The sequence below is a fragment of the Xylophilus rhododendri genome, from assembly GCF_009906855.1.
GTDB classification, from domain to species: domain Bacteria; phylum Pseudomonadota; class Gammaproteobacteria; order Burkholderiales; family Burkholderiaceae_C; genus Xylophilus; species Xylophilus rhododendri.
The window spans coordinates 1,704,665-1,728,373 of the sequence record NZ_CP047650.1; the positions used below are offsets into that span (position 1 = coordinate 1,704,665).

Here is a 23,709-nt window from a genome sequence, read left to right on the forward strand (position 1 = left end):
CGTGACGGCCGCTGCGTCCTATTCGCCGAACTCGCCGATTCCCGCCGCGATTCCGCCGCCCGGCCATCCCAGCAGCAAGGCCTGGTTGTAGTCGTGCCAGCGCTGCGCCAGGAAGGAGCGCCAGCCCTCGGCACGCATGTCTTCGAGCGCCTTGGCACCATCGGCGCCGGTCGGTGTCCAGGCCCCGTCGCCTTCGACCCGGAAGCTGTGCACCCCGTGGTGCAGCGCCACCAGCACCCGGGCCACCACGCCCGCCTCGTTGCGCCAGTAGACGTTGTGGATGGTGGTGCCGGACGCACGGTCGGGGTAGCGGATGGCGTAGCGCTGCTCCGGGTGGGCCACCATGTCGGGTGTGCGCGCTGGAAGCGGCCAGAGCTTGCCCGCCGGGATGGTCCGGAGATTGGCCACGAGATCCTCGCGCCTGCAGGAGAAGACGATGTCGCCCCTGCGCAGCCGATAGAACTCGTGGCCCCCGAGCAGGTTCCTGGGTGCGCCGAGCACGCCGTTGGAGACCGGCACATCCGGACTGGCGGGCTGCGCGATGCGTTCGAAGAAGAGGCCCAGCTCCTGCTGCAGCAAGCCCTGGCGGTGCAGCCCCATGCGGCGTTCCAGGTCGGGCAGATAGTCTTGCAGCGGGCGCCGTGCCAGCGCATCGATCGCGCCGTAGAGCCCCGGGTCGTACTGCGCCTGGCCATCGTCGTCGAGCGGAATCAGCAGCGCACGGCGGATCGCCGACTGCGCCAGGTCGTGCGCCCAGGGGCCGATCGCGGGTTCCAGCTCGGGGTGGAGGCCGCGCATCCGGCCGACCAGGCCACGGTAGTCGTACCAGAAGTTGTAGAGCGCCCGGCCGGCGCTCAGCAGCCGCTGTTCGTCGCGCTCGCGGCCGGGCTGGAACAGCAGCGCGAAACGCATGTCGCCCAGGCGGCGCGTTTCGGCGGGCACGCCGGGGTTCTCGATCGGCAGCGCGTCGGCCGGACCCTCGCCCAGGGCGCGCTGCGACACCTCCGTCAGCAGCGCGCGCAGCGGCATGGTCATGTAGCGCTGGTCTTGCGGGGGCACGTTGTGGTTGACCTGCGGCGGCAGGGTGATGGGGGGCTCGGGCTTGTCCATGGCATTGAGTTCGACCAGCCGCGCCAGCTCCTCGCTGACCGACAGGCCCTGCGCGCCGGGCTGCAGTTCGGGCGGCGGCGCGGCGCGGCTGTTGTCGGTGGCGAGCTTGCCGGCCTGCCTTGCGGCACGGGAGCGCGGCGTGTCGGGCGAGAACAAGGCGGCAAGCCCGCCAGATGTCGAAGCCGCCAAGGTGGCCGGGAACGTGGCTGAGAAGGCGATTTGCTGCAGCATGGACGGCCTTTCGGGATGGGAGGCTGGCCAGTCTCCGCCCGGCAGCGCGTTTCGTCCGGCCGCCAAACGCAGCCCCGTCCTGTCCCGCGTTTGCCGCAAGAAAAGAAAAAGCCGCCGACCTTGCGGCACGGCGGCTGTCGCTGCGGGAAGAAGAAGGATCAGCCCTGCGCGGACTGCAGCGCGGCGATGCGCTCTTCCAGCGGCGGATGGGTGGCGAAGAGCTTGCCGATGCTGCCGGTGATGCCCATGGCCTCGACGTTCTTGGGCAGCTGGCCCGGCACCATGCCGCCCAGGCGCTGCAGCGCGGCCACCATGGGCTGGCGGCGGCCCATCAGGCGGGCGGCGCCGGCATCGGCGCGGAACTCGCGGTGGCGCGAGAACCAGGCCACGATGATGGCGGCGGCGAAGCCCAGCACGATGTCGAGCACGATGGTGGTGGCGTAGTAGCCGATGCCGGGGCCCGAGGACCGGTCGTCGCCGCGGCGCAGGAAGCTGTCGACCGCATAACCGATGACCCGCGACAGGAACACCACGAAGGTGTTCATCACGCCCTGGATCAGCGTCATGGTGACCATGTCGCCGTTGGCGATGTGGGCCACCTCGTGGCCGAGCACGGCCTCGACTTCTTCACGGGTCATGCCCTGCAGCAGGCCGGTGGAGACCGCGACGAGGGCGGAGTTCTTGAAGGCGCCGGTGGCGAAGGCATTGGGCTCGCCTTCGAACACGCCGACCTCGGGCATGCCGATGCCGGCCTTGGTGGCGAGGTTCTGCACGGTCTGCAGCAGCCAGGCTTCGTCGGGCGAACGCGGCTGGCTGATGACCTGCACGCCGGACGACCACTTGGCCATCGGCTTGCTGATGAGCAGCGATATGAAGGCGCCGCCGAAACCCATGATGAGCGCGAAGCCCAGCAAGGCGGTGAGGTTCAGGCCGTTGGCCGTGAGGAAGCGGTTGACGCCGAGCACGCTGGCGACGATGCCCAGCACCACCACGATCGCGAGGTTGGTGAGGACGAAGAGGAGGATACGTTTCATGGAGGCTCCGTAGGGAAATCGAAAAAACCCTGCGCGTGGAAGATACGGACGCCCTGCGCCCGTTTCAAGCCGCGCCGTTTCGCAGATTCGCTGGAGTCGTCGTTTTTATGCTGCCCTGCGAGGGCTGGGGGTGGGAGCCATCATAGGGGGAAAAGTTCGCGGGCCGGGCCGGACGGAAGACCTTGGCATCGTCGTAGAAAGCCTCGTCCTGAACAGGCCACCAGCCGGGCACGCCGAGCACCGGCAGGGGTGAAAAGGGCTTGGCCGAAAGCAGGGTTTCATCGAGCGTGGACAGCAGCCAGGCATCGGTCTGCGCGATGTCCGCCAGGCCCTGCTGGGCGCACAGCACATGGGCGGTGATGTCCTTGCGCGGGGCGGCGAGTTTCTCGACCAGGGCGTGGCCGAAGAGCCAGAGCCGGGCTTGCTGCCAGGCCTGGCGGTGCGTGATGAAGAGTGCCCGCCAGTCGCGCGACCGCAGCGCATCGAGCAGCACCGGCGGTGCACTGAACACGGCGCCGTTCTCGTCGAACAGGGTGATCGCGTCACGCAAGGGACCGCGCCGCCCGGCGATGCCGTCTCGGGCGATGGCCGCGGCCTGCCAGCGGTTGAGCTGGCGCTTGGTGTCCGGGTAGAGGCACCAGACGATGGCGTTGAAGCAGTCGTGCAGATTGTCTCGGCTGGGCACGCTGCGGCTGTCGTGCACGAAACTTTCGTAGGCCTGGTCCGGCGGCAATGCGTCGGGCGACACGAAACGCGGCACGCCGGCCGGTGCGACGGCGTTCATGGCATCGGGCACCGAGGCGCCGCCGGCCAGCGCCGCCAGGGCCGGCTCACCGATCCCGCGCCAGGGCGCGAACCAGGGCGCCTGCCAGTCCAGCGACGGCCAGGGCGTGGACAAACTCAGCCGCGGGCGATGGCCCAGTCCAGCGTCTCGCCGGCGCCCAGCGGCTTGACCGTGGCTTCGCCGAGCGGATAACTCTCGGGCACCGTCCAGCCTTCGCGCTTCAGGGTGATGCGTTCGCTGTTGGGCTGCAGGCCGTAGAAGGCCGGGCCGTTGAGGCTGGCGAAGGCTTCGAGTTTGTCCAGCGCGCCGGCCCGCTCGAAGGCCTGGGCGTACAGCTCGATGGCGGCATGGGCCACATAGCAGCCGGCGCAGCCCACGGCATGTTCCTTGAGATGGGCGGCGTGCGGCGCGCTGTCGGTGCCCAGGAAGAAACGGCCGCTGCCGCTGGTGGCGGCCTCGACCAGCGCCAGGCGGTGCACCTCGCGCTTCAACACCGGCAGGCAGTAGTAGTGCGGGCGGATGCCGCCGATGAACAGCGCGTTGCGGTTGTAGAGCAGGTGGTGCGGCGTGATGGTGGCACCGGTGAAGGGGCCGGCGTCGCGCACGTAGTGGGCGCCTTCGCGGGTGGTGACGTGCTCCATCACGATCTTCAGCTCGGGGAAGTCGCGGCGCAGCGGGATCAGCTTCTGGTCGATGAAGAGGGCTTCGCGGTCGAACAGGTCGGTGCTGGGATCGGTGACCTCGCCGTGCACCAGCAGCGGCATGCCGGCCTTCTGCATGGCTTCCAGCGTGGGATAGGCATGGCGCAGGTCGGTCACGCCGGCATCGCTGTTGGTGGTGGCGCCGGCCGGGTAGAGCTTGAGGGCGACCACGCCGGCCGCCTTGGCGCGCACGATCTCCTCGGGCGGCAGGCGGTCGGTGAGATAGAGCGTCATCAGCGGCTCGAAGGCGGCGCCGGCCGGCAGAGCATCGAGGATGCGCTGGCGGTATTCGACGGCCAGCTGCGCGGTGGTGACCGGCGGGCGCAGGTTGGGCATGACGATGGCCCGCGCGAACTGCGCTGCCGCATGCGGCACGGTGGTGGCCAGCGCCGCGCCGTCGCGCAGGTGCAGGTGCCAGTCGTCCGGGCGGACCAGGGTGATGGAGGTGGGGGCGTGGGAGGCGTCGGTCATGGGGCGGAATTCTCGCATCCGGCGGCGCTGCCGCCCTGGCCGCAGCCCCAGGTTAGCCCCGATGCGCGCACGGCGGGCGGGCCATAGCATCGCTGGCCCTCGTACGCGCTGTCCTGCCTTCTTCCGTTCATGTCCCTGCCTTCCGAGTCCGGCGCCGCGCCCGACGACACCATCCCCGCCCTCCCCGACGAGATCACCCGCGTGCCCCTGGCCATCGAGGACTGGGCCACCGTCATCGTCATGGCGCTGCTGGCGCTGATCACCTTCGCCAACGTGCTGGTGCGCTACTTCACCAGCACCTCGTTCGCGTGGACCGAAGAGTTCTCGGTGTTCCTGATGATCGTGCTGGCCCTGGTCGGCGGCTCGGCCGCGGTGGCGCGCGACCGGCACATCCGCATCGAGTACTTCGCCGAGGCCGGCTCGATGGCACGCCGGCGCGGGCTCGCGCGTTTCGGGGCGCTGATGGTGGCCCTGCTCTTCTTCATCGTCACCGTGACCAGCGTGCGGATGGTGTGGGACGACTACCGCTTCGGCGAGACCTCGCCCGGCATCGGCGTGCCGCAGTGGTGGTATTCGATCTGGCTGCCGCTGATTGCGTTGGGCATCACGCTGCGCGCCCTCGGCCTGTTCGTGCGGCGCGGACAGCGCGGGGACGAGTCCGCATGATCGCCACCCTGCTCTTCACCGCCTTCATCCTGATGATGCTGGCCGGCGTGCCGATCGGCGCGGCGCTGGGCCTGGCCGGGGCCGCCGCCATCGCCGTGGCCAACCTGGGCACGCAGTGGTTCGGCCTGCTGGCCGTGCCGCAGAACTTCTATGCGGGCCTGGGCAAGTACCCGCTGCTGGCGATTCCGATGTTCGTGCTGGTGGGCTCGATCTTCGACCGCTCGGGCGTGGCCCTGCGGCTGGTGAACTTCGCCATCGCCATCGTCGGGCGCGGCCCGGGCATGCTGCCGATGGTGGCGATCCTGGTCGCCATGTTCCTGGGCGGCATCTCGGGCTCGGGGCCGGCCAATGCGGCGGCCGTCGGCGGCGTGATGATCGCGGCCATGTCGCGCGCCGGCTATCCGCGCGCCTTCTCGGCCAGCGTGGTGGGCGCGGCGGCGGCCACCGACATCCTGATCCCGCCCTCGGTGGCCTTCATCGTCTATTCGGTGCTGGTGCCCGGCGCCTCGGTGCCGGCGCTGTTCGCCGCCGGCATGATCCCCGGCCTGCTGGCCGGCGTGGCGCTGATCGTGCCGGCCGTGTGGATGGCCCGGCGCCACGGCATGGGCGCGCTGGAATCCTCGCTGCCGCGCCCGGCCTTCTGGAAGAGCGCGCGAGAGGCCGTCTGGGGCCTGGCGGCGCCGGTGGTGATCCTGGGCGGCATGCGCGCGGGCTGGTTTACGCCCACCGAGGCGGCCGTGGTGGCGGTGTTCTACGGGCTGTTCGTGGGCATGGTGATCCACCGCACGATCCGGGTGCGCGACCTGTTCGTGATCCTGCGCGAGTCGGGCGAGCTGTCGGCCGTGATCCTGCTGGTGGTGTCGCTGGCCGGGATCTTTGCCTATTCGCTTTCCACGCTGGGGGTGATCGATCCGATCACCAACGCCATCGTGCACTCGGGCCTGGGCGAATACGGCGTGCTGGCGCTGCTGATCCTGATGCTGATCACGGTGGGCATGTTCCTCGACGGCGTGTCCATCTTCCTGATCTTCGTGCCCCTGCTCTGGCCCATCGTGCAGTACTACCACTGGGACCCGGTGTGGTTCGGCGTGATCCTCACCCTGAAGGTGGCGCTGGGCCAGTTCACGCCGCCGCTGGCGGTCAACCTGATGGTGTCCTGCCGCATCGCCGGCGTGCGCATGGAGGAGACCGTGCGCTGGGTGGGCTGGATGCTGTTCGCGATGTTCCTGGTGATGGTGGCGGTGATCGCCTTCCCGCAGCTGGCGCTGTGGCTGCCCGCCAGGCTGGGCTACTGATTCGATTTCAAAAGAGGAGACAAAAGCATGACCTTCCGCCGTTCCATTCTTGCCCTGGCCCTGGCCGCATCCGTGATGGGTCCGGCGCTCGACGCCGCCGCCCAGGTGCCGGCCAACTACAAGGCCGAATACAAGATGTCCCTGGTGCTCGGCCCGGCCTACCCCTGGGGCAAGGGCGGCGAGATCTGGGCCAACCTGGTCAAGGAGCGCACCCAGGGCCGCATCAACATCAAGCTGTATCCGGGCACCTCGCTGGTCCAGGGCGACCAGACCCGCGAGTTCACCGCGCTGCGCCAGGGCGTGATCGACCTGGCCGTGGGCTCGACCATCAACTGGTCGCCGCAGGTCAAGCAGCTCAACCTGTTCGCCCTGCCCTTCCTGATGCCCGATTTCGCGGCGGTCGATGCGCTGACCCAGGGCGAGGTCGGCAAGGAGATCTTCGCGGCGGTGGACAAGGCCGGCGCGCTGCCGCTGGCCTGGGGCGAGAACGGTTTCCGCGAGATCAGCAACGGCAAGCGGGCCATCCAGTCGCCGGAAGACCTGAAGGGCCTGAAGATCCGCGTGGTCGGCTCGCCGCTGTTCCTGGAGACCATGACCGCCCTGGGCGCCAACCCCACCCAGATGAGCTGGGCCGATGCCCAGCCGGCCCTGGCTAGCGGCGCGGTCGACGGGCAGGAGAACCCGATGGCCGTCTACATGGCCGCCAAGCTGCACACCGTGGGCCAGAAGTACCTGACGCTGTGGGGCTACGTGGCCGATCCGCTGATCTTCGTGGTCAACAAGGATGTGTGGGCCAGCTGGACGCCGGCCGACCAGGCCATCGTGAAGCAGGCGGCGGTGGACGCGGGCAAGGAAGAGATCGGCATCGCCCGCAAGGGCCTGGTCGAGGCCGACAAGCCCCTGGTCAAGGAGCTGACCGGCCTGGGCGTGACGGTGACGCAGCTCACGCCCGCCCAGCACGAGGCCTTCACCAAGGCCACCAAGCCGGTCTACGACAAGTGGAAGGCCACGGTGGGCCCGGACCTGGTCGCCAAGGCCGAGAAGGCGATCGCTGCGCGCCAGAAGTAGGCGTCAGACGCTGGCTTCCGGTGTGTCTTGCAGGTACTGGCGCCAGCAGGCCAGGAAGCCGGGCCCGGCGCCGTTCGCCAGGGCCTGCAGCTTCTCCAGATGCGCCTGCCACTGCGTCTGCAGTGCCTGGCCCTGCAAGTTGAAGGCCAGCAGGGCATCGCTGGTGCCGCGCGCCTCCAGCAGCGTGCGGCCCAGGTTCAGCTGGTTCTCCAGTGCCAGCGCGGGCAGCTGGTGCAGCCAGGCCGAGATGCCGGTGCGCAGGCGCTGCTCGGTCTCGCCGAGCTGTTCGCAGTAGCGCAGCAGCGACGGCAGCTGCGCGGCCTGCGCGGCGTCCTGCAGCCATTGCTGTTGTTGCGTCTGGCTGGATTGCGCGAGCTGCTGGGCGCCTTCCATGGCATCCAGCATGCCGGACTTCCACGCCCCCACCGCGGACGGCACGGGATCGGCGGCGATTTCGAGAGCTTTCTTCTTCATGGCACGGACCTCCTGGCTAGTGGGATCGGGGAGCGCTGTTGAGCCGGCGCAGCATGGCGTCTATCGCCAGCATCTGCGGGCCGCGCCGGGTATAGAAATCCGGCGCCGCGGGATTCTTGCTGCTGTAGCCCCAGAAGTCCCAGCAGCCCTGGGGATTGCGGGCGCTGCTCACGGTCTGCGGGTAGAGCACCACGATGCCGTTGGTGTCGGCGAGTTCGTTGTAGCCGCCGGTGCGGTAGAAGCGGTCGCCCAGCAGCTGCTCCTGCTGGAAGCAGCCGTGAAACACCACATGGGTGCGGCAGGCGCTGTTCTTCTCCCGGCACGCGGCGGGGATGTAGGCATGGCCGGTCTCCGCCAGGCCGATGTAGCGCTTCGGGTCCTTTTCCTGGATCTGCCTGAAGGCCTCGCGGATGAACTCGGTCTGGTCGAAGCTGACCCAGCTGCCGCCCAGGCGTTCGGCCGGCTCCTTAAGCTTGTCGCCGTAGAGCCAGCGCAGGATGTCGTGGGCCTGCACGAAGCCGCAGTTGTTGAGGTTGGGCGAGGTGTTGGCGGCGCAGGCCAGGTCGCTGCCGTTGGCCGTCACCAGTGCATGGCCGGCGCCGGGAAAACTCACGAAACGGATCTGCCGGGCGGGCACGCCGGCGGCCTCGTAGAACAGCTGGGTCTGCTCCACCACACGCGGGCTGACGACGGTGTCGTGGCCGCCGGTGAAGATGTAGATGCGCTGGCGGGCGATGTGGTCGGTGCTGTCGATCTCGTGTTTCTCCGCCAGCGATCGGGCCTCTTTCCACGCGGCCTTGCCGGACGGTGCCGGACCCACCGGATTCAGGCAATTGGTGGTGGCGTTCTGGATGAACCGCTCGGCACCGAAACCGCCGATGCCGCTGCAAAAGAACGGCCCGCCGGCGACGATGCCCACCCCCTGGATCTCCTTGGCGTAGGCCACGCCGAACTGGGTGGCCATGAAGGCGCCCGAAGACAGGCCTGACACCGTGTTCTTCGCAGGATCCGTCCCCAGGCCGGGCAGCGGATCGGAAGCTGCGAAAGCCATCCCGCTCCACAGGCAGGCGAGAAACAAAACGCCATGGGCACGACGTCGCCCGGTTCGCAGGAACTGCATGCAATACCCTCCTCGTGTGTTGGTGGAACGCCCTGCACCGCAACGGATCCGCCCGGCGCACAACGCGCCCGCAGTATGGTTTTGTTTGCGCCCACTCCGGTTCTGGCGCTTAGGCCGATGTGGCCCAGGGAAATGTTCGTTTGCCGAGCCCGAAGCCGCTATTTGCCGCCAGGCGCCAACAACGATGAGGGCGGCGGAGGAAGCTGGATGACGACCGGCGCTGCCTGCATCGGCGGCAGCTTCGGTACGGCGTTGTTCAGCACGAAGGTCATGACGGTGATGGCGGTGGCGCCGAGTGCCAAGACGCTGCCGACCATCCACTTGATGAGTTCAGCCTTCATGTCGTGCATGTCGGCCTTCAATTCGTTCAATTCGGATTTTGTGGCGACCGTGTCGAGCTTGGTTTCGACACGGACCAGCCGGCTGCTCATGTCATCCAGGCGTCCGCGCATGTCGTCCGATCGATCACGCAGGTCCTCGAGCCTGCCGCGCGTGTCCTGCGCAGCCGCTTCCAGCACGGTGATACGTTCGTCCATCCCGGCATCATAGGGTGGCCCTCCGCCGCCCGTCGATGGCTCTTCGCTTCCTTTTCTTCGGTTCGCCCAGTTCATGTTCCGGCCCTGTCTCGCGCACATCCGCGGTGAGGCAGTGTCACGAATTCCAGGTGCACGATCCGACCGTTCGTCGCGCCAATCGGCCGCTTCATCAAAAAAGCCCCGCCGGCATCTGCCGCGGGGCTCGGTCGCCAGCCTGCCGCGGCAAGCCGGGGGCTACTCAGTGGCTGAGGATCTTGTTGAGGAAGTCCTTGGTGCGCGGCTGGCGGGCTTCGATGTTGCCGAAGAAGTCCTCCTTGGTGCAGTCCTCCAGGATGCGGCCGCCCACGTCGATGAAGATCACCCGGTTGGCCACCTTGCGGGCGAAGCCCATCTCGTGGGTCACGACCATCATGGTCATGCCTTCCTTGGCCAGGCCGACCATCACGTCGAGCACTTCGCCGACCATCTCGGGGTCGAGCGCGGAGGTGGGTTCGTCGAACAGCATCACGTTCGGGTCCATCGACAGCGCGCGGGCGATCGCCACGCGCTGCTGCTGACCGCCGGAGAGCTGGCCGGGGAACTTGTCCTTGTGCGCCATCAGGCCCACCCGGTCGAGCATCTTCAGGCCGCGGGTCTTGGCTTCATCGAGGCTGCGGCCCAGCACCTTGACCTGGGCGATGGTCAGGTTTTCGGTCACCGACAGGTGCGGGAACAGTTCGAAGTGCTGGAACACCATGCCGACCTTGCTGCGCAGCTTGGGCAGGTTGGTCTTGGGGTCGCTCACCTTGGTGCCGTTGACGGTGATCTCGCCCTTCTGGATCGGCTCCAGCGCGTTGACCGTCTTGATCAGCGTGGACTTGCCCGAGCCCGAAGGCCCGCACACCACCACCACATCGCCCTTGTTGATGTTCACCGAGCAGTCGTTGAGCACCTGCACCGGGCCGTACCACTTGGAGACGTTCTTGATTTCGATCATTTTCTCGGACATGTTCTTTCTCCCGGTCAGCGGATGATGGCGATCTTCTTGTGCAGGCGTTTGACCGAGTAGGCCAGCGCGAAGCAGATCACGAAATAGACGACGGCGGCCAGCAGATAGGCCTCGATCGGCCGGCCGTAGTTCTTGCCCGCGGTCTCGAAGCCCTTGAGCATGTCGTAGGCGCCGATGGCATAGACCAGCGAGGTGTCCTGGAACAGCACGATGGTCTGCGTCAGCAGCACCGGCAGCATGTTGCGGAAGGCCTGCGGCAGCACCACCAGGCGCATGTTCTGGCCGTAGGTCATGCCCACAGCCATGCCGGCATTGACCTGGCCGCGCGAGATGGACTGGATGCCCGCCCGCATGATCTCGCTGAAGTAGGCGGCCTCGAAGGCGATGAAGGTGACGTAGGCCGACACCTCCGCGCCGATCGGCCGGCCGATCAGGAAGGGCACCAGCAGGAAGAACCACAGGATCACCATCACCAGCGGAACGCTGCGCATGCCGTTGACATAGAAGGTGGCCGGTGCGATCAGCAGCTTGTTGCCCGACAGGCGCATCAGCGCCAGCAGCGTCCCGAAGATCACGCCACCGACGGTGGAGACAAAGGTGAGCGTGATGCTGAACCCGATCCCTTTCAGGATGAAGTTGCTGATGACGTCCCATTTGTAGAAGGAAAAGTCGAGGTGCAACATCAGTGTCCGCCTCCGCTGGCAGCGACCAGGCCCGGGATGCGGGTACGTTTTTCGATGAAGGCCATGATGCGGTTGATGGCGAAGGCCGAGATCACGTAGAGCGCGGTCACGCCCATGTAGATCTCGATCGGACGCGAGGTTTCCTCACCCACCTGGATGGCGAACCAGGTCAGCTCGGTCACCGACACGGCGAAGGCCACCGAGGAGTTCTTGAAGATGTTCATCGCCTCGCTGGTGAGCGGCGGAATGATGATGCGGAAGGCCATCGGCAGCAGCACGTAGCGGTAGTACTGGAAGGTGGTGAAGCCCATCGCCATGCCTGCGTAGCGCTGGCCGCGCGGCAGGGTCTGGATGCCCGAACGCACCTGCTCGGCGATACGCGCCGAGGTGAAGAAGCCCAGCGCCAGCACCACCAGCACGAAGCTGGAGAGCGACTTCATCGCCGGCACCAGCGCCGGGATGACGTGGTACCAGATGAAGATCTGCACCAGCAGCGGAATGTTGCGAAAGCCCTCGACCCAGAACGTGCCCAGGCGCACGGCCCAGGGCTTGTCGGGCAAGGTCCGCAGGATGCCGACCAGGGTGCCGACCACCAGGGCCAGCACCAGTGCCAGCAGCGAGACGGAAACCGTCCAGCCCCAGCACGACAGCATCCATTGCCAATAGGTGGGGTCCGCCCCGCCCGGGTCTCGCAGAAAGACCTCCCAGTCCCAACTCGATCCCATCGAGCGCTCCTTGTGTTGTATTCAGGTATGCAGGCCTTGCACTGTACGTGCCAGGCTCAAAACAAAAAAACGCCCGCTTGTCTGAGGCGGGCGCTTGCAGGCTTCGGCGGTGAACCGCTTACTGCTGCGGGTAGTCTTCCTTGGGCTTGTCGTTCAGGCTGGCCCAGGCTGCCTTGGTGGCGGCGGAAGCCGGCAGGCCGACCGGCGTGTTGGTCGGCGGGATCGGCTGCATGAACCACTTGTCGTAGAGCTTGGCGATCTCGCCGCTCTTGACCTGTGCGGCGATGCTGTCGTCCACAGCCTTCTTGAAGGCCGGGTCGTCCTTGCGGATCATGATGGCGATCGGCTCGACCGACAGGACGTCCGGCAGGATCTTGAAGTCCTTCGGAGCCTTGGACTTGCTGATGTTGCCGGCCAGGATCTGGCCGTCCATCACGAAGGCGTCGGCACGGCCGGACTCGAGCAGCAGGAAGCTGTCTGCGTGGTCCTTGCCGGTGACTTCCTTGAACTCCAGGCCGCTGGCGCGCTTGTTCTGGCGGATCAGCTGGACCGAGGTGGTGCCGGTGGTGGTGGCGACGGTCTTGCCGCCCAGGTCGGCGATCGACTTGATCGGCGAGTTGGCCTTGACCGCGATACGCACTTCCTCAACGTACAGGGTGTTGGCGAAGGCCACTTCCTTCTGACGCGAACGGTCGTTGGTGGTGGAGCCGCACTCCAGGTCGACCGTGCCGTTCTTCACGAGCGGGATGCGGTTGGCCGAGGTGACGGGCTGGTACTTGATCTCCAGCGAGCTCAGGCCGAGCTGGCGGCGCAGGTCCTTGATGATGTTGGCGCAGACCTCGTAGTGGAAGCCGGTATAGACACCATTGCCCAGCGTGTAGGCCAGGGCACCGGAGGATTCACGCACGCCCTGGGTGATGGAGCCCGAGGACTTGATCTTGGCCAGCGTGTCGTTGCTCTGGGCCATGGCGCCGGTGGCGGCTGCCAGGATGGCGAGCGTCAACAGTTGCTTCTTCATGCGTACTCCTAGAAATGAAAGCGGGAACTTGAAAACAGATTAAGCGCTACGCCCGTAACTGGTGCATTGGGGCGAACACGCATCCTAACGGGGATGAAAGCAGTCTTCGTGCCTGCCGATGTAACCGGAAACTCCGTGACTTGCATTGCAACGGCGCGCGGAATGTAGGCCCAGTCACGTCTGGCAAGCCAATGCATTTTGGATTGCACTTTATGCGTTCTTTTCATGATCGATTGGGGCGGCCTGCGAGAGCAGGTAGCTCCACAGGCCATCGGCAGCGCGTTTGCTCGGCGCCTTGCCGATCCGGCTCCCCGTTCGGGTGCGTGTTCCGGGCTCTCGTGGTGCCGGCGGACGTTCGCGATAGGCCCGGATCTCGAGCTTGACCGTCAGGTCGCCGCGGTCGGCCGGCGCGGCGCTCACCAGCCGCCGGGCGCGCAGCTCGCGCTGCACGGCGCTGTGCGGCAGGAAAGCCACCCCATGGCCTTCCAGCGCCATGGCCTTCAGGCCCTCGGCCATGTCGGTTTCGTAGACCCGGTCGAGGTGGATCGGCGTGCTGGCCCGCTTGACCAGGTCCTCGACGACACGGCCCAGGTAGGCGCCCGGCGCATAGGCCAGGTAGGGCAGCGGCTGCGCGGCACGGCCAGGCAGGCTGTACATGGGCTGGCCGCTGGCGTCGGGGCGCACGAAGGGCGCGACGGCTTCCTCGCCCAGGCTGACCATCTCGTAGCGGTCCGGATCGAGCTGGAAGGGCTGGTCGGGGTGGTGGTAGGCGATCAGCAGGTCGCAGCTGCCTTCGATCAGGCGCAGCACCGCATCATGCACATTGAGCGCGATCAGCCGGCTCTTGATGGTGCCGAAGCCGCCGCGCAGCGAGCTCAGCCAGGCCGGGAAGAAGGTGAAGGCCAGGGTGTGCGGCACCGCGAACTCGATCACGTCCTTGCCGGCCGCCGTGTGGCCGCGCAGCATGGCGCGGGTGGCCTGCAGCGCCTGCAACACTTCGAGCGACTGGGCGTAGAGGGTCTCGCCGGCCGGCGTCAGCCGGGTGGGATAGGAGCTGCGGTCGACCAGGTCGGTGCCCGCCCAGGCTTCCAGGGCCTGGATGCGGCGCGAGAACGCCGGCTGGGTGACGTGGCGCAGCTGCGCCGAGCGGCTGAAGCTGCGGGTCTCCGCCAGGCTGACGAAGTCCTCTAGCCATTTGGTTTCCATCGCGAAATTATGGGTGTCGAGCCGGCGATCAGATCGCCGACACCACACCCTTTCCGCTGAAATGGCCGCCGGCGTTGGCCAGGAAACGCTCCACCGTGTTGTTCACCGCCTCGGGCGAGCGTCCGCCGATGTGCGGGCTCAGCACCAGCTGCGAGAAGCCGATCAGCGGCTGCGGCGGCAGCGGCTCGCTTTCGTAGACGTCCAGGCCGGCGCCGGCGATGTCGCCGGCCGCCAGCGCCGCCGCCAGCGCTTCGGTGTCGACCACGCTGCCGCGCGAGATGTTGACGAGGTAGCCCGCGCGGCCGATGGCGCGCAGGACGCCTGCATCGACGGCATGGTGGGTCTCCTTGCCGCCCGGGGCGGCGACGACCAGCACGTCGCACCAGGCGGCCAGCTCGGCCAGAGAGGCGAAGTAGCGGTGCGGGCAATCGCTGCGCTGCGTGCGGCTGTGGTAGCCGACTTCCATGTCGAAGCCGCGGGCACGCTGGGCGATCTTGTTGCCGATGGCACCCAGGCCCAGGATGCCCATGCGTTTGTAGGCCAGCTGCGGCAGCATGGGCAGATGGTCGCGGTCCACGCCCTGGCGGGCCGAGCGGTCGTTGGCCGGCACCTGGCGCACCGTGGCCAGCAGCAGGGCGAAGGCCTGGTCGGCGACCACGTCGGCATTGGTGCCGGCGCCGTTGGCCAGGGCGATGCCGCGGGCGCGGGCATGTTCGGTGTCGACCCGCTCGTAGCCCACGCCCAGGGTGCAGACCAGGCTCAGCTTCGGCAGGGCATCGATCTCGGCGGCGGTCAGGCCCACGGTGCCGATGGTCATCACGGCCTGGATCTCCTGCGCACGCGTGGCGATCGCCTCGGCGCGTTCGGCCGGGGTGGGCGCATAGATCACGGTGTAGTGCTCTTCGATCTTCGCCCGGTGGGCATCGTTGAGGACATTGAGCATCAGGACGGCTGGTTTCATGGTGCGGACGGGCGAGTCGATGAAAAAGGTGGATCGGGTGGCGGCGCTCAGGCGCCTTCGTGGCTTTGCTGCAGGGCCCACATGCGGGCATAGACACCGTTCAGGGCCAGCAGTTCAGTGTGGTGGCCGCGCTCGACGATGCGGCCGGCCTCCATCACCAGGATCTGGTGGGCGTCGGCGATGGTGGACAGGCGGTGGGCGATGACCAGCGCGGTCTTGCCCGCCGCGGCGCTGTGCAGTTCGGCCTGGATGGCACGTTCGTTGGCCGAATCGAGCGCCGAGGTGGCTTCGTCGAAGATCAGGATCGGCGGGTTCTTCAGCAACGTGCGGGCGATGGCCACCCGCTGCTTCTCGCCGCCGGAAAGCTTCAGGCCGCGTTCGCCGACCGGCGTGTCGTAGCCCTGCGGCAGCGCGGCGATGAAGCCGTGGATACGCGCGGCACGGGCGGCCTCCTCCACCTCGGCCTGGCTGGCCCCCGGCCGGCCGTAAGCGATGTTGTAGCCGATGCTGTCGTTGAAGAGCACGGTGTCCTGGGGCACGATGCCGATCGCCTGGCGCACGCTGTCCTGCGTCACCTCGCGCAGCTCCTGCCCGGCGATCCGGATATGGCCGGCATCGACGTCGTAGAAGCGGTAGAGCAACCGCGCCAACGTGGACTTGCCGGAGCCCGAGGGCCCGACCACGGCCACGGTGCGGCCGGGCGGAATCTCGAAGCTGACGCCCTGGAGGATAGGCCGCGAGGGGTGGTAGGCGAAATCCACCGCGTCGAACACCACGCCGGCGCCTTCGGCCGGCACCCGCAGCGCCGTGGCACCCGGCTGGTCCTGCACTTCGCGGGACTGCTCCAGCAGGCCGAACATGCGGTCGAGATCGGTCAGGCTCTGCTTGATCTCGCGGTAGATCACGCCCAGGAAACCCAGGGGAATGTAGAGCTGGATCATGAAGGCGTTGACCATGACCAGGTCGCCCAGCGTCATGCGCCCGGCGGCCACGCCCTCGGTGGCGCGCCACAGCATGCCGACCAGCGCGACGGCGATGATGAACTGCTGGCCGCCGTTGAGCAGCGACAGCGTGGTCTGGCTCTTGACGGCGGCGCGCCGGTAGCGCTCCAGGCTTTCGTCGTAGCGCGCGGCTTCGAAGGCTTCGTTGTTGAAGTACTTCACCGTCTCGTAATTGAGCAGCGAGTCGACCGCCCGGCTGTGGGCGTGCGAGTCCAGCTCGTTCATCTGGCGCCGGAACTTGGTGCGGTACTCGGTGAAGCTGACGGTGAAGACGATGTAGACGGCCAGCGCCGCCGCGGTGATGACGGCGAACCAGACGTCGAACTTCACCGCCATCAAGGTCAGCACCAGCGCGACTTCGATGAAGGTGGGAATGATGCTGTAGAGCGAATACGAGACCAGCGACTGCACACCCCGGGTGCCGCGTTCGATGTCGCGGGTCATGCCGCCGGTCTGGCGCTCCAGGTGGAAACGCAGCGACATGCGGTGCAGGTGCCCAAACACCTCCAGCGAGATGCTGCGCGAGGCGCCCTCGGTGGCCTTGGCGAAGACCAGTTCCCGCAGCTCGGTGAAGAGCGAGGTCGACAGCCGCAGCAGCGCATAGCCCAGCAGCAGCGCCACCGGCACCACCACCGCCGCCTGCACGGCGAGCTGGCCGCCGCTGGTGTGCGGCGTCATGCGGTCCACCAGGGTCTTGAGCAGCACCGGCACGCCGACGTTGGCCACCTTGGCCGCCACCATGAAGATGAGCGCCGCGCTCACCCGCCACTTGTAGCGCCACAGATAGGGCAGCAGGCGGGCCAGCGCGGCGAGATCGGATTGCTTGCGTGCCGTCGCCGGCGCGGGGGTTTGCAGCGGCCGCGCAGCCGCCTCGCCATAACTTCTCATCGTGTGGCCGGACAATGCTGTCCGTTCCGCTTTCTTTTATTCATTGTTTGCGTCTGCAGCAGGAGATTGTGCCCATGACCGACTCGCGCATGCCCCACGGCGTGGCATTACCCACCGACCAGGAACTGGTGTTGAAACTCACGCCCCGCCCTTCGGACTGCAATCTCAACGGCGACATCTTCGGCGGCTGGGTGATGGCACAGGTCGACATCGCGGGCTCCATCCTGCCGGCGCGCTACACCCGGGGCCGCATGGCGACGGTGGCGGTCAAGGAGTTCGTCTTCAAGCAGCCGGTGCGGGTGGGCGACATCCTGTCCTTCTTCGGCAAGGTGCTGCGGGTGGGCACCACCTCGATCACCGTCGCGATCGAGGTGTTCGCCGAGCGTTATGTGGACCAGGGCCGCTATGTGAAAGTGACCGAGGCCACGCTGACCTATGTGGCGATCGACGAGGAAGGCCGCCCCCGGCCCCTGCCCAGCCGCGACGGCCAGCCGCACGCGGCGGGCTGAGGCCGCCCGACGCACTCAAAGGCCGGAGAAATCCGGCCGGCGCTTTTCCATGAAGGCTTTGAAAGCCTCCTGCGCGGCCGGCGCCTGCACCAGGCGGCCCAGGGTGTCGCACTCGTCGGCGATGCGCTGCGGCAGCAGCTGGGCCGGATCGCGCCTCATCAATGCCTTGGTGGCCACCAGCGCTTCCAGCGGCTTGCCCGCCAGCTTGCGGGCCTGCGCCGCGGCCAGGCGCGAAGCCTCGCTCGGCGGCACCACGCGGTTGACCAGGCCGACCTCCAGCGCCGCCTCGGCCAGGAAGGGCTCGCCCAGCAGCAGGGCCTCGGCGGCGCGGTGGTATCCGAACATCCGCGGCGCCAGCAGGCTGGCGCCCGCTTCCGGGCACAGGCCCAGGTTCACGAAGGGCATGGAAAAAGCCGCGTTGTCACCGGCATAGACCAGATCGCAATGGAACAGCATGGTGGTGCCGATGCCCACCGCCGGGCCGCAGACCGCCGCCACCAGCGGCTTGGCAAAGGCCGCCAGGCAACGCATGAAACGAAAGGCCGGTGCATCCTGGCCGACCGGCGGCGCCTCGATGAATTCGCCGATGTCGTTGCCGGCGCAGAACACCGTCTCGCTGCCCTGCAGCACCACCACCCGCACGGCGGGATCGGCGGCGGCGCCGTCCAGCGCATCCGCGAGGGTGGTGTACATGGCCCGGTTGATCGAGTTCTTGCGGTCGGGGCGGTGCAGCGTCAGCGTGAGGACGCTGTCTTCGGTGTGGCTGAGGATGTCGCTCATGGTGTCTCTTGGCTTGTCAGTCGCGGAAATAGACCAGCTGGTGGGTGGTCGTCATGATGGTGCCGTCGGCGCTCCAGAGCTGGGCGCGCTGGTCGAAGAAGCCGTGGCGGTATTCCTGGCCACGCGCCTCGCCGAGCAAAGGGCCGCTGCCGGCGGCGGCCAGCGCGGCCTGGTCGGCGTGGAAATACACCGTCATCGAAACGGTGCCGGCCGGCGTGCGCAAGGCGCGGCGGCGCCAGATGCGGGGATAGAACATATCGCTCATGGCCGCGAGCGAGAGGAAATCGATGGGGCGCGGCGGCAAGTCCTGGATCCACAGGCGGGTGAGGCTGTCGTCGGCATGAGCCCCGTCCCAAGCCGTGGGCAGGTCGCCGTCGAGCAGGCGCAGGTCGTAGCGTTCGCTCCAGGCCAGCCCGGCGGTCGGCGGTCGAGGACTGAGGTTTTCGGCCGGGGTGACGGGCGGATGCGGCAGCTCGGAACCGGCCCAGGTGCCGCGGCGCAGCGCCGTGACGGCGGTGCCGGACGCCACGGTGATGGTCTGGCCTTCGGTATCGACCTGCGTCATCAGCAGCAGCCAGTGCTGCGAGGAGCGGTTGGTGCGCAACGGCCGCGCCTCCAGCACGAAAGGCAGGTCGGCCAGCGGCGCGGCGTAATTGACCGTTAGAGCGGCCGGCTCGCCGATGCGCTCGGGGTGCAGCAACACCGCATGCAGAAGCGTCGCGGCGGTGGTGCCGCCGAAGGGCCCGACCATGTTCCAGTACAACCTGCCCGGCTGGCCTTTCCAGTGATGCGGCCCGGCCGGCTGCAAGGCCGTGGCCTGGTCGAACGTGTGAATGTTTTGGTGGGTTGGTTCGCTGGACATCCCACGATTACACACGCAAAAAAACGGCGCCCGTGGGCGCCGCGTGTGTCAGAGCATGCTGGCCAGGCTGGCGTCGAGCTGCTCGGAGGGCTGCCGCCGGAAACCCGAGCGCGCGAAGCGCTGCAGCCGTCCCACCGAGAAGGCGCACAGCACCGAGGCACGCACCGCCGAATCGTCGCTGGGCACGGCATCGCCGCTGTGGCCTTCGGCCACGAGCAGGGCCTGGCGCAGGGCGGCCTCGAACTTGTCGAAGAACAGGTTCATGCGCTGCTGCAGGCGTTCGTTCTCGAAGACCAGCGCGTCGCCGACCATCACCCGGGTCATGCCCGGATTCTTCTCGGCGAACTGCAGCAGCATGGAGACCAGCTGCCCCGGCTGACCCGCGCGGTCGGAGCGCTCGGCGATCTCGTCGACCAGCGTGAAGACCGACTGCTCGATGAACTCGATCAGCCCCTCCAGCATCTGCGCCTTGCTGGCGAAGTGCCGGTAGAGCGCCGCCTCACTCACGTCCAGCCGCGCAGCCAGCGCGGCGGTGGTGACGCGCTCGGATCCCGGCTTCTCCAGCATTTCGGCAAGAGCGCGCAATATCTGCACGCGGCGCTCACCGGGCTTGGGACGTTTGCGTGTACCGGATGCGGGAACATCGGCGGAACGCGGCTCCTCGATGGAATTCACTGCTGCCTCGGACATAGGTGTAACCGTGCGTAATCTTGTCCCATTCTCGCACAGTGCTCGCGGCAACAGTCATCCATTTAGTGGTAACACTACATCAATGGGATCGGATCATCGTGCCGAAGGCCTGGTCCGTCAGGATTTCCAGCAGCAGCGCATGCGGCACCCGGCCGTCGATGATGTGCACCGAGTTCACGCCGCTGCGCGCCGCGTCGAGCGCGCCCTCGATCTTGGGCAGCATGCCGCCGGAGATGGTGCCGTCGGCGAACAGCTCGTCGATCTCGCGCGCGCTCAGGTCGGTCAGCAGCGTGCCGCCCTTGTCCAGCACGCCGGGCGTGTTGGTCAGCAGCAGCAGCTTCTCGGCCTGCAGCACGGTGGCGAGCTTGCCGGCCACCACGTCGGCGTTGATGTTGTAGCTCTCGTTTTCCTCGCCGAAACCCAGCGGGCTGATGACGGGGATGAACTGGTCGTCCTGCAGAGCCTTCACCACCGAGGGATCGATCTGCACGATGTCGCCCACCTGGCCGACGTCGTGGAAGGTGTTCGGATCGTCGCGGTCGGGCATGCGCAGCTTCTTGGCGCGGATCAGGCCGCCGTCGCGCCCGGTCAGGCCCACCGCCTTGCCGCCGGCCTGGTTGATCAGGCCCACGATGTCCTGCTGCACCTCGCCGGCCAGCACCCACTCGACCACTTCCATGGTCTCGTGGTCGGTGACACGCATGCCCTGGATGAACTCGCCCTTCTTGCCCAGGCGCTTCAAGGCCGTTTCGATCTGCGGGCCGCCGCCGTGCACCACCACCGGGTTGATGCCGACCAGCTTGAGCAGCACCACGTCCTCGGCGAAGTCGGCCTGCAGCGCCGGATCGGTCATGGCGTTGCCGCCGTATTTGATGACCATGGTCTTGCCATGGAAGCGGCGGATGTAGGGCAGCGCCTGGGCGAGGATTTCGGCCTTGTCGCGCGGAGGGATGGATGCGAGGTTGTCCATGGGATTTGCAGGATGGGTCAAACAGAAAAACGGGCTCAGAAACGCAGCCAGCCCGGCACCTTGAAACGAACGATCATCAAGTAGGCGCCGACATAGATCAACGCGAACAGGGCACTGCACACGACCAGGGCCCAGGTGTGGCGCCACAGCAGCACCGCCGGAACGAGGGACAAGGCGGAAAACATCCAGAGGTAGGGAGCCGTCTTGTTGTTGCGCCGCAGCAGTTGCAGATCGTCGTCGTCCAGCAGCACGGGCCTCACGATGCGGCGGAAAACCAGTTGGTGGAAATGCAGGGCGTCGGCCGTTCCAGGCGACTGGCCGCGGGCCACCTTGCGGTAGATCGAGAAAAGCGTCTCGCAGACCGGATAGACCAGCAGCAGTATCGGATACCAGGGCGACACCTGCGCATGGCGCTGTACCAGCGCCACCGCCGCTACCGCGATGACCATGCCCCACACATAAGCACCGCCATCGCCTGCGAAGATCTTGCCGCGCGGGTAGTTGAAGGCCAGGAAACCGGCGGTGGCGCCCGCCAGGCACAGCACCATGGCAGCGAGCTGGCGGTCGCCCACCTGAAGCGCTACGTGCGATATCGCCAGGCAGGTCAGCAGGGCTACCGTCCCGGCCAGGCCGTTGTAGCCGTCGATCAGGTTGAAGGCGTGCGGCAGGCCGCCGATGGCGAAGACCGCAAACAACAGCCCGAGGACCGGCCAGGCGCTCAAAAAACCGTCGACCAGGCCGATGTCGGTACGGATGATCGATAGGCCGAACAGGTAGCAAAATAGTCCGGCCGAAGACAAGGTAAAGACCAGCCTCAAGCCGATGCGCACCCGCTGCGTGACATCCTCGGCAATGCCGCAAACCACCGCGGGCAGCAGGCAGGCCAATGTCAGCGCGCAATCCTGCCCGGACCAGGCGAGGTTGAACGGGTCGCCACGCAGGCAACCGGCAAACAGCCAGCCAGCGGCGAGACCGATGAAGATGCCGACGCCGCCAAGGCGCGGCACGTCTCCACGATGGAAGCGCTGCGGAAGATCGTCCGCATATCCACGGGCATGCCGGTGGGTTCGCCTGACAAGCAGCAACACCGTCATCGCGGACAGGAAAAAGCTGAGAACTATGAGTGTGATCATCCTGGGGGGTGGGGGCGCGGCACTAGAATCGCGACCGAAATTAGACCATGCCAGACAGCGCCATCTTGCCGCCCTCCCGGCCCATCACCGTTTCCATCGTCAGCCATGGTCAACTGGGCCTGATCGCACCCCTGCTCGTACAGCTGGACCGCCACTGCAGCACCAGCATCGCCAAGATCGTGCTCACCATCAACATCCCGGAGCCCGACGCGCCGCCCCTACCCCCCAGCGGATTTCCGGTCGAACAGCTCTTCAACCATCAGGCCCAGGGTTTCGGGGCCAACCACGACCAGGCATTCGGACGATGCGAAACGCCCTGGTTCCTCGTCCTCAATCCCGATATCCGGCTGAACGGGGACATTCTGTCGCCGCTGCTGGCCGCAGCCCGGCCTGACAGCGGCCTGCTGGCTCCGCGCATCCTTGAGCCGGGCAGGCGGGGACCCGAGCCGCACCGGGGCTTGCTGACTCCGTGGGAGATCCTGACGCGGCGCCGGCCGGCCTACCTGCCGCCCGCCGAGCCGGCCTGGATTCCCGGCCTGTTCATGCTGTGGCGATCGCAGGCCTTCCAGCAGCTGGGCGGTTTCGACAAGCGCTTCTTCATGTACGGTGAGGATTTCGACCTGTGCGCTCGCGCCCGCCTGGCCGGCTGGCGGCTGCAGATCGACGAGACGCTGCTGGCCCACCACGAGGCCCAGCGCGCCAGCCACGCAGCGCTACGTCCACTGGCCTGGCATGTCGCCAGCCTGCTGCGGATCTGGATGTCCAGCGTCTTCTGGCGCTATCGCTCCTTGCTCGGCAAGGGCTGATCAGCCGCGCTCCAGCAGATCCTTGGCCAGGCCCCGCAGCCCGCGGCCGAACCGCCGGTAGCGGCCGGTACGCCATTCGCGCCACACCGGCAGCGTGCGCAGCAGCCGGTTTGCCGGCAGCGCCGCCCGCACCGCGTGGTGCGCCACCTTCTCTCCTGCCAGACGCAGGGCCCGGGCAGGCACGCGCAAGCCCAGCGCCTCGAGCGCACACCGCAGTTCGCGGGCCCGCTCCAGCCGGAAAGCGAGGAAATCGCCTCTCGGGCTGACCAGGCGGCGCATCGCCTCGTGCCAGGACTCCTGGCGCGCACCGATCTGGTTGGCGCCATGCTGCCGGTAATCGATGAGGCATCGCCGCGTCACCGCCAGCGCGTCCATCGCCGCGGCCAGCGCCGCCAGCCATTCGTCGTGGATCCAGTGCGCGGGTATCGGCAAGGCGAGCGCGAGCAGTTCCTGCCGGACAGCCATGGTCGCGCCGGTGGCCAGATTACGGTCTAGCAGGGGTTCGAAAGCCCTGCCCTGTTCGAGCGCTTCCAGTTCTTGTGCGCCAACATCCAGCGCGGTGAAGAGGTCTAGACCCAGGGGCTTGCCTGCGGCATCGACCAGATCGGCGTTGCCATGCAGCAGCAAGGCTTGCGGATGGGCGGCGAAAAAGCCCACCGCGTGTTCCAGCCGGTCGGGATGCCAGCGGTCGTCCTGGTCGCTGAGCACCACCAGTTCGCCGCTGCACCGTGCCAGAGCCGCCGCAAAATTGGCCGCCACGCCCAGGCGGCGCGGTTGCACCGTCACGCGCAACGCCGGCACCTGCCATCCGGCGTCCCGGCAGCGCGCCCATGCAGCCCGGGCACGCTCGACGGTGTCGTCCGTGGAGGCGTCGTCGCACAGCACCAGTTCGGTCGCCGCGACCGTCTGCCGGCAGATGCTGTCGATCTGCTCCTCGACAAAACGCGCGCCGTTACAGGTGCACAGCGCAACCGAGACGGAATGGCAGGGTTGGCTCAT

At 67.4% G+C, this 23,709-nt stretch carries 25 protein-coding genes; 5 read left to right on the forward strand and 20 right to left on the reverse strand.

The window, feature by feature from the left end; translation table 11 throughout:
- Positions 1 to 18: 18 nt before the first annotated feature.
- The 4 genes from GT347_RS07720 to pyrC all read right to left on the reverse strand — a co-directional run bounded on the left by GT347_RS07720 (position 19) and on the right by pyrC (position 4,331).
- Positions 19 to 1,341 (reverse strand): hypothetical protein, encoded by a 1,323-nt coding sequence (locus GT347_RS07720; RefSeq protein WP_160551409.1) that lies wholly within the window; start codon positions 1,339 to 1,341, stop codon positions 19 to 21.
- Between the two features lie 158 nt (positions 1,342 to 1,499).
- Complete coding sequence (gene htpX, locus GT347_RS07725) at positions 1,500 to 2,375, reverse strand: protease HtpX (protein ID WP_160551410.1); 876 nt, start codon at positions 2,373 to 2,375, stop codon at positions 1,500 to 1,502.
- A gap of 64 nt (positions 2,376 to 2,439) precedes the next feature.
- A complete protein-coding gene (locus GT347_RS07730; RefSeq protein WP_326830390.1) occupies positions 2,440 to 3,273 on the reverse strand; it encodes a DUF3025 domain-containing protein in 834 nt (277 codons plus the stop codon).
- Positions 3,274 to 3,275: 2 nt separating this feature from the next.
- Positions 3,276 to 4,331 (reverse strand): dihydroorotase, encoded by a 1,056-nt coding sequence (pyrC, locus tag GT347_RS07735; RefSeq protein WP_160551411.1) that lies wholly within the window; start codon positions 4,329 to 4,331, stop codon positions 3,276 to 3,278.
- Positions 4,332 to 4,460: 129 nt separating this feature from the next.
- Between pyrC and GT347_RS07740 the strand changes: the two genes are divergently transcribed.
- From GT347_RS07740 to GT347_RS07750, 3 genes are read left to right on the forward strand one after another with little or no spacing between them, the layout of a single operon-like run.
- Positions 4,461 to 4,997, forward strand: coding sequence for a TRAP transporter small permease (locus GT347_RS07740; protein ID WP_160551412.1), 537 nt, complete (start codon positions 4,461 to 4,463; stop codon positions 4,995 to 4,997).
- Positions 4,994 to 6,292, forward strand: coding sequence for a TRAP transporter large permease (locus GT347_RS07745; protein ID WP_160551413.1), 1,299 nt, complete (start codon positions 4,994 to 4,996; stop codon positions 6,290 to 6,292). Before GT347_RS07740 ends, GT347_RS07745 begins: the two co-directional genes overlap by 4 nt.
- A 27-nt stretch (positions 6,293 to 6,319) precedes the next feature.
- On the forward strand, positions 6,320 to 7,360 hold the full coding sequence (locus GT347_RS07750) for a DctP family TRAP transporter solute-binding subunit (protein ID WP_160551414.1): 1,041 nt from the start codon (positions 6,320 to 6,322) through the stop codon (positions 7,358 to 7,360).
- Positions 7,361 to 7,363: 3 nt separating this feature from the next.
- On the opposite strand, the gene GT347_RS07755 is transcribed toward GT347_RS07750, so the two are convergent.
- The 10 genes from GT347_RS07755 to GT347_RS07800 form a co-directional block, all read right to left on the reverse strand.
- The gene (locus GT347_RS07755; protein ID WP_160551415.1) at positions 7,364 to 7,834 is read right to left on the reverse strand and encodes a hypothetical protein; all 471 of its coding nucleotides are present in this window, start codon (positions 7,832 to 7,834) and stop codon (positions 7,364 to 7,366) included.
- A gap of 16 nt (positions 7,835 to 7,850) precedes the next feature.
- Entirely contained in the window at positions 7,851 to 8,885 is a 1,035-nt protein-coding gene (locus tag GT347_RS07760) for an extracellular catalytic domain type 2 short-chain-length polyhydroxyalkanoate depolymerase (protein ID WP_229722787.1), read from the reverse strand.
- Between the two features lie 227 nt (positions 8,886 to 9,112).
- A complete protein-coding gene (locus GT347_RS07765) occupies positions 9,113 to 9,490 on the reverse strand; it encodes a hypothetical protein (protein WP_160551417.1) in 378 nt (125 codons plus the stop codon).
- 238 nt (positions 9,491 to 9,728) lie between these two features.
- Entirely contained in the window at positions 9,729 to 10,466 is a 738-nt protein-coding gene (locus tag GT347_RS07770; protein WP_160555260.1) for an amino acid ABC transporter ATP-binding protein, read from the reverse strand.
- Between the two features lie 26 nt (positions 10,467 to 10,492).
- Positions 10,493 to 11,161, reverse strand: a complete 669-nt coding sequence (locus GT347_RS07775; RefSeq protein ID WP_160551418.1) for an amino acid ABC transporter permease — start codon at positions 11,159 to 11,161, stop codon at positions 10,493 to 10,495.
- Positions 11,161 to 11,886: an amino acid ABC transporter permease gene (locus GT347_RS07780; protein WP_160551419.1), complete on the reverse strand. Its 726-nt coding sequence runs from the start codon at positions 11,884 to 11,886 to the stop codon at positions 11,161 to 11,163. Before GT347_RS07780 ends, GT347_RS07775 begins: the two co-directional genes overlap by 1 nt.
- Positions 11,887 to 12,004: 118 nt before the next feature.
- A complete protein-coding gene (locus GT347_RS07785; protein ID WP_160551420.1) occupies positions 12,005 to 12,904 on the reverse strand; it encodes an amino acid ABC transporter substrate-binding protein in 900 nt (299 codons plus the stop codon).
- 210 nt (positions 12,905 to 13,114) lie between these two features.
- Positions 13,115 to 14,110 carry a LysR substrate-binding domain-containing protein gene (locus tag GT347_RS07790; RefSeq protein WP_160551421.1) on the reverse strand — a complete coding sequence of 332 codons (996 nt, stop codon included), beginning with the start codon at positions 14,108 to 14,110 and terminating at the stop codon, positions 13,115 to 13,117.
- A gap of 28 nt (positions 14,111 to 14,138) precedes the next feature.
- Complete coding sequence (locus tag GT347_RS07795; RefSeq protein ID WP_160551422.1) at positions 14,139 to 15,071, reverse strand: NAD(P)-dependent oxidoreductase; 933 nt, start codon at positions 15,069 to 15,071, stop codon at positions 14,139 to 14,141.
- A 47-nt stretch (positions 15,072 to 15,118) separates the two neighbouring features.
- Positions 15,119 to 16,960 carry an ABCB family ABC transporter ATP-binding protein/permease gene (locus GT347_RS07800; protein WP_160551423.1) on the reverse strand — a complete coding sequence of 614 codons (1,842 nt, stop codon included), beginning with the start codon at positions 16,958 to 16,960 and terminating at the stop codon, positions 15,119 to 15,121.
- 74 nt (positions 16,961 to 17,034) lie between these two features.
- Between GT347_RS07800 and GT347_RS07805 the strand changes: the two genes are divergently transcribed.
- A complete protein-coding gene (locus tag GT347_RS07805) occupies positions 17,035 to 17,469 on the forward strand; it encodes an acyl-CoA thioesterase (RefSeq protein ID WP_160551424.1) in 435 nt (144 codons plus the stop codon).
- 15 nt (positions 17,470 to 17,484) lie between these two features.
- On the opposite strand, the gene GT347_RS07810 is transcribed toward GT347_RS07805, so the two are convergent.
- From GT347_RS07810 to GT347_RS07830, 5 genes are all read right to left on the reverse strand, one after another.
- Positions 17,485 to 18,249, reverse strand: coding sequence for an enoyl-CoA hydratase (locus GT347_RS07810; RefSeq protein WP_160551425.1), 765 nt, complete (start codon positions 18,247 to 18,249; stop codon positions 17,485 to 17,487).
- Between the two features lie 16 nt (positions 18,250 to 18,265).
- The gene (locus tag GT347_RS07815) at positions 18,266 to 19,111 is read right to left on the reverse strand and encodes an acyl-CoA thioesterase (RefSeq protein ID WP_160551426.1); all 846 of its coding nucleotides are present in this window, start codon (positions 19,109 to 19,111) and stop codon (positions 18,266 to 18,268) included.
- 48 nt (positions 19,112 to 19,159) lie between these two features.
- Positions 19,160 to 19,801, reverse strand: a complete 642-nt coding sequence (slmA, locus tag GT347_RS07820) for a nucleoid occlusion factor SlmA (protein ID WP_160551427.1) — start codon at positions 19,799 to 19,801, stop codon at positions 19,160 to 19,162.
- Positions 19,802 to 19,880: 79 nt separating this feature from the next.
- Positions 19,881 to 20,771 carry an acetylglutamate kinase gene (argB, locus tag GT347_RS07825; RefSeq protein ID WP_160551428.1) on the reverse strand — a complete coding sequence of 297 codons (891 nt, stop codon included), beginning with the start codon at positions 20,769 to 20,771 and terminating at the stop codon, positions 19,881 to 19,883.
- Positions 20,772 to 20,806: 35 nt separating this feature from the next.
- Complete coding sequence (locus GT347_RS07830; protein ID WP_160551429.1) at positions 20,807 to 21,904, reverse strand: MraY family glycosyltransferase; 1,098 nt, start codon at positions 21,902 to 21,904, stop codon at positions 20,807 to 20,809.
- A 47-nt stretch (positions 21,905 to 21,951) separates the two neighbouring features.
- On the opposite strand from GT347_RS07830, the gene GT347_RS07835 reads away from it, so the two are divergent.
- A complete protein-coding gene (locus GT347_RS07835; protein WP_160551430.1) occupies positions 21,952 to 22,710 on the forward strand; it encodes a glycosyltransferase family 2 protein in 759 nt (252 codons plus the stop codon).
- On the opposite strand, the gene GT347_RS07840 is transcribed toward GT347_RS07835, so the two are convergent.
- Positions 22,711 to 23,709 (reverse strand): glycosyltransferase, encoded by a 999-nt coding sequence (locus tag GT347_RS07840; protein ID WP_160551431.1) that lies wholly within the window; start codon positions 23,707 to 23,709, stop codon positions 22,711 to 22,713.